Below are 4,803 nucleotides of genomic sequence, written 5' to 3' on the forward strand. Positions count from 1 at the left end.
TACCGGGCATAGAGTGCCACGCGGGTATTGAGGCTGGTCATTCAGTTGCTCCTTTTTGTAACATCGCGAATAGCTAAGATGTCCTACGGATGAAATCCGATCAGAAATACTCATCGTAGACGCCGACGCAACTCAGACAAGGTGGTGTTGAGTTTGCGTCCGGCCTCAATTTGCCGAGCCTGATTATAGTGCTTCTCGGTGGTCTTTGGACTAGTGTGGCCCAGAAGGGGAGTTGCCAACCTCACATTCTTCGGACTGTCGTATGCCAGCGTGGTTGCTGCGCAGTCCCGAAAATAGTGCGGGGATATGCTTTGACCAAAGGCCTGGCGGGTCCGCTTTGTGATGGCCTCGCCAAGTGCCTTGGGCTTCATTGCCGAGCCGTCGATGGAAATCCAAAGGGCTCCACCCGGCTCACTGTGCCAACGCCCGCGGAGGCTTCTCAGTTGTGGGCGCACGGCTTCGAGATAATGCCGTAATGCAGGAGCTAGTTCTGATGGAATATCCGCTTCCCAGGGACGATTGTTTTTGGACAGCTCTGGGGGAATAGCGATCTTCCAGACATTCCCAACATGCAAAAGGTGATCCTGCAACTGGATGGACGCAAATGCGCGAATGCGCAGTGGCCGCAGAGCCAGCAATGCGATCGCCAACCCATCGCGGTACTGAACTAACGGCAACCTCCGATCACCGCTTCCGGCGCTCGCGGCCTCAGCCATGAGGTCTTCTCCCAATCTGACCAGATCTTCGCTGGGTCTCAATCGCGCTCGTTTGTCTTTCGTCGGTTTTGCTCTCCAAGCAAGCGCACGCTCTGCTCGCTTGACATGGGAGCGATCAAAGTCTGGCCAGGCAAAGCGAAGATACTCGTGAAGGTCTCTGACATGACCCAAGACCGTAAAGGGGGCAACTCTTTCATTTAGCCAGTCAATATACCTGCGCAGCGCATCTACTGGCACGTCGTGTGGGACGTTGGTCGCCTTGCGACCTTCGATATCCTCCAGCCATCCTAAGAAACGTCCAACGGCTTGTTCGATGAGACGCACCGAAGGTGCACGAAGGTGAGATGCGGGTCCAGCTACATCAAGCGCGTCTTTGGGTTGAAGAAGCGCTGTTGCCCAGGCCTCACGATCCTTCTTGGGCCACCCAATGACAGGCACGCAGCGTGGGAGTTTACGTTCAGCTGTCATTGGTGTGCTCTCCTTCCCCTGCGTGTAGGAGCGAGCACCACTTCGTCAAAACGCTGGGCGGCGGCGGAGATCTCCATTCCCGCGTAGAACTGGATCGTGGTCTGTAGAGATTTGTGGCCCAACAGCACTCGCACAGTCTCATAGTCTCCAGGCCGCTGCTTGAGAAATAAGTATCCAGCGATATGGCGAAACTGGTGAGGACTGATACGAACACCAAGTTCACGCTCCGTGGTTTTAGCGATCGCCATACCAAGCCCCACTTTTGAACGCTTTGAACCTTGTTTGCCGGGGAAGAGGTCGCGGCACCCTGGCGCGGCTAGAATAGGCCAGGCTTTGGTCAGATAGCTATCCAGAAGCCGGACTGTCTCCGGGGCCAGAGGCAATTCTATCTCTAAATCATTTTTAACCTCATCAGAGGGAAAACAAAGTGACACTGACTGGCTGCGTCCTTTGCCTCGGCGCAGGATGTGACGATCAATGTTGATGTTTGCCAAGTTCTCGATCCGGATGGGAGAATTCAACAGAAGGCCAATGGCCAGTGCCTGTGCCGCCAGATAAGCATCACGCTTGCTCGGTTGGGATGTGATCAGGGCGCGCTTCATCAATTGGTCCGGCAAGTACAGTAGCTCTCGAACCAAGACCTCATCGTCGAACAGGCGGATCGTGTCCCGGTTCTTTTTGGTCATGCCTTCGGATTTGACACGACATTTGCTACAAATTGCCTTGAGCCTATCGAGTTCCGCGTCATCCAGCTGAGCCCAATGCCGGCCAATTGCGAGCAGGATGCCACTGACGTGGTGTGTCTGCTGCGAGGGTTTGCCATTCCCACGCGCAAGAAACCATCGAAGGATGATTTTGACATGGTCAGGCTGAACCAAGATTGACAGGTCACTGACCTTAGATGGATCCCAACCGTCATGTACGAGTGCAGAAGCGCACCGTAGCGCGTGATCGCGGTACCAGATCACGCTCACCTGCCGTAGCGGCTTGAAAGTTTGTTCGTCCAGGAGGTCGGAACCAGCAAGCCGGTCACACCAGGCGTCGAGGTCCTTCTGAAAGCTCTCCGGGAATGTTTCCACCGGCAGCATGAACATCTGACGCCGGGACACAACTGTGAGCTCAGTCTTGGGCCACCCAGAGACCGCGCCGACAGATCTGTTCCAGCTCCGAATGAGGTTTTGCACCAGTTTTTCCGCATTCTTCACGAAGCTTCGATTAATCAGCGCATCCCTGTAATCCGCAAGCACGGCGTCAACGACCGCGTCAGGCTCTATTCCTCGAAGCGAGCACCATTGAGAAAACCGCGTCAGCGCATTGCGGTCGTTTGGGGACGACAGGCTGGCCATGAGGTCAGCCCATGCTGGTGACAACGACGCCCCAAGTCGAAGTGGTTCCACTGGCGCACCGGTCAGAGCCAGAGCCCTGACAAACAGGGAGCGGATGTTGCCCAGCCTGCGTGATGATATTTTAAAGCGCCGTGGTTGGACCGTCTCCAGAACTCTCCGAAGGTCGGTCACATTCACAACAACGCTCGAGGTCGGAAGGCCTGAAAACCTGGCAACAGCGTTTACGGCGGAGGCCATTTCTTTGGCGTCGTGCTTTGCGATATCCTCGTTTAAGCTCAGGCGATCAAGCACTTCGCTTAGCGTGGTGGGCGGACTGACAGTTGTTGACAGGTCTTGCATCTTGCGGTCTCCAGGTGTCTCATGGTGAAAATAGTGTTAATAGTCCATTTATCAAGACCCAGACGATGAAGGTGTAGTTTGCACTACACATCATATCATATTGATAAATATAGATAATTATCTCGCCGTTTTGGCGATTGGGACCTTCTCAGTGATGGGACGTTCCATCGAGAAAATCCTGGAAATCTGCTTCTGATATCCGAAGGACTCGCGCAGCCCGAAAGACCTTCAACCGGCCCTCTTTGATCCAGCGAAACACAGTGCGTTCCGAGACATTCATGCGTTCTGCAACGTCGAACACCGTCAGCATGGGTTTTTGCTTGTCGTTGGTCATTCCGAGCTCTCCGAGTTGGTGGCGGCAGAGCTTCCGTCGATACCTCCACCCGATTGACGTTCCATGTCGGACAGATGTTGCCGAGCAGATGCGCGGGCGATTGCGCGTACCAAATCCTTCAGAGAAGCTGATTGCTGCTCGTCAGCCGGTGTTGGGTTATGGCGCGAAAAGTCCGTCATGGACAATTGTTAGACTGCGGAACATGAAACGCAGTGGTCATAACCTAAGCAATAAAATGCACGGGTTGTGACCGGAAGTTCTACTCGGTGGCTGCAGGACGGCGCGGCTTTTGGAACCGCTTGATAGCTTCTTCCAAACCAACTGTAGACTCACCGAAACTTTCAAAAAGGAGGTGGCACATGTGACTGTACGTTCCACCTGGTGCAGAGGTGGCTGGGTGATCGAATACTGTATTATGAAGAATGAACACTTCTAACAACAAACCGAAGCGGCGCTCGTTCCTTGGTCGCCCACCAACGGATTCTTTGCCGCTAGTAAGCTCTTCTTCCAGCCACTCTTGGAGCAATGCCAGGAGGCCGATGAACATATCCGAAGTGTAACTATTTTTGCCGCTCCCCGTTTCATTCTCCGTTGATCCGAAATTGAACCCCGGAAAGCCGGTTCTTGTGCTTGTGTGGTCGAGCAGCTGAACAAGTTTCCAATGGATGTCGGGTGTTGCCAGGAAGAGAAAGGAGTCTCTTTGTTCGCGAAGGAGTGCAATGGTCTTCTTCAAACTTCTGTTTGCCGGGGCCAGAGATTTGCCAGAAATTGCGTTCTTTATGTCATTTGGATAACGTGCACGCTGCTGAAGAATGCGTGACAGGTCTGATATCCGAAGCGCTTGATCAAGAAAGAACTCACGTTTAGTGAGTGGCACTTCAAGGTCGGCCGCAATCAGCTCAAAATCTTTCTTTTGAGCATCCAAATCGTCTTTTTTATACCGCAATGTGTATCTCCTTGGTTGCAGCGAATGCCACGTGCGCCGTTGAGCGAAACCACCCAGCAGAAACCGGGTTGCTGGCGACCAATATGCCTGACGAAAGCTCACGTTACTGAGGGAACTGGCCCAGCCATTTTGGGGGACAATGATTTGATCTCCGACAGGAGATTTTCAGTCGCTACAAACGGTTTTCTGGCGGCACTCCGTTCGCAGCGGTCCAAATCAAATCAAGTGTCTCATCATTATCTTCGTCCAGTTTGGGAATCTCGATATCAAATGCCCGGTGTTTGTACCCGTCGCTATCTGAACCGTCCCAGTATGATGTTGCCGCTAAAAGAGCCCGCTCCCAAGATAATTGAAGTTCCTTGCTAATGCTATCAAACTGGTACTCGCGGTTTTCCAATCCGATAACGTCTCCTAGTCGTTCTGACGAAGGAAATCCGGTACAACGAATCCAATCTAGTACTTCATCGGTGTCCATGTGGTTCACTCCAAAACGATTTTGTTGCGACTCGTTTTTCACGCGCTTATTTGAAGCCTTCCATTCATAAATTTGGTTGCATCCAGTCTAATTTCCAATTCTTAGGGTTAGATCCACCGGCTTCCAGCCGGTCAGCTTCAGCCAAATTCAGATGATCCTTCTCCCCGGTTTTGGCTCGC

The 4,803-nt window shown here is 52.9% G+C and carries 6 protein-coding genes; all 6 read right to left on the reverse strand.

The features are described from left to right. Positions 1–110: 110 nt before the first annotated feature. Positions 111–1,184 (reverse strand): tyrosine-type recombinase/integrase, encoded by a 1,074-nt coding sequence (locus CLV88_RS22715; RefSeq protein ID WP_106610689.1) that lies wholly within the window; start codon positions 1,182–1,184, stop codon positions 111–113. Continuing rightward, positions 1,181–2,869, reverse strand: a complete 1,689-nt coding sequence (locus CLV88_RS22720) for a site-specific integrase (protein WP_106610690.1) — start codon at positions 2,867–2,869, stop codon at positions 1,181–1,183. The genes CLV88_RS22715 and CLV88_RS22720 overlap by 4 nt, the downstream gene beginning before the upstream one ends. Positions 2,870–3,017: 148 nt before the next feature. Next, positions 3,018–3,203 (reverse strand): helix-turn-helix domain-containing protein, encoded by a 186-nt coding sequence (locus CLV88_RS22725; protein ID WP_106610691.1) that lies wholly within the window; start codon positions 3,201–3,203, stop codon positions 3,018–3,020. Further along, a complete protein-coding gene (locus CLV88_RS22730) occupies positions 3,200–3,382 on the reverse strand; it encodes a hypothetical protein (RefSeq protein ID WP_106610692.1) in 183 nt (60 codons plus the stop codon). Before CLV88_RS22730 ends, CLV88_RS22725 begins: the two co-directional genes overlap by 4 nt. Positions 3,383–3,462: 80 nt before the next feature. After that, complete coding sequence (locus tag CLV88_RS22735) at positions 3,463–4,149, reverse strand: hypothetical protein (protein ID WP_106610693.1); 687 nt, start codon at positions 4,147–4,149, stop codon at positions 3,463–3,465. Positions 4,150–4,321: 172 nt separating this feature from the next. Next, a complete protein-coding gene (locus CLV88_RS22740; protein WP_106610694.1) occupies positions 4,322–4,624 on the reverse strand; it encodes a hypothetical protein in 303 nt (100 codons plus the stop codon). Between the last annotated feature and the right edge of the window lie 179 nt (positions 4,625–4,803).

The organism is Shimia abyssi (genome assembly GCF_003014475.1).
Classification (GTDB): domain Bacteria; phylum Pseudomonadota; class Alphaproteobacteria; order Rhodobacterales; family Rhodobacteraceae; genus Shimia; species Shimia abyssi.

Excerpts from the sequence above, each read along its gene's own strand:
- CLV88_RS22740 (WP_106610694.1), bottom strand. The coding sequence starts at position 4,624 with ATGGACACCGATGAAGTACTAGATTGGATTCGTTGTACCGGATTTCCT.
- CLV88_RS22715 (WP_106610689.1), bottom strand. The coding sequence starts at position 1,184 with ATGACAGCTGAACGTAAACTCCCACGCTGCGTGCCTGTCATTGGGTGG.
- CLV88_RS22720 (WP_106610690.1), bottom strand. The coding sequence starts at position 2,869 with ATGCAAGACCTGTCAACAACTGTCAGTCCGCCCACCACGCTAAGCGAA.
- CLV88_RS22730 (WP_106610692.1), bottom strand. The coding sequence starts at position 3,382 with ATGACGGACTTTTCGCGCCATAACCCAACACCGGCTGACGAGCAGCAA.
- CLV88_RS22725 (WP_106610691.1), bottom strand. The coding sequence starts at position 3,203 with ATGACCAACGACAAGCAAAAACCCATGCTGACGGTGTTCGACGTTGCA.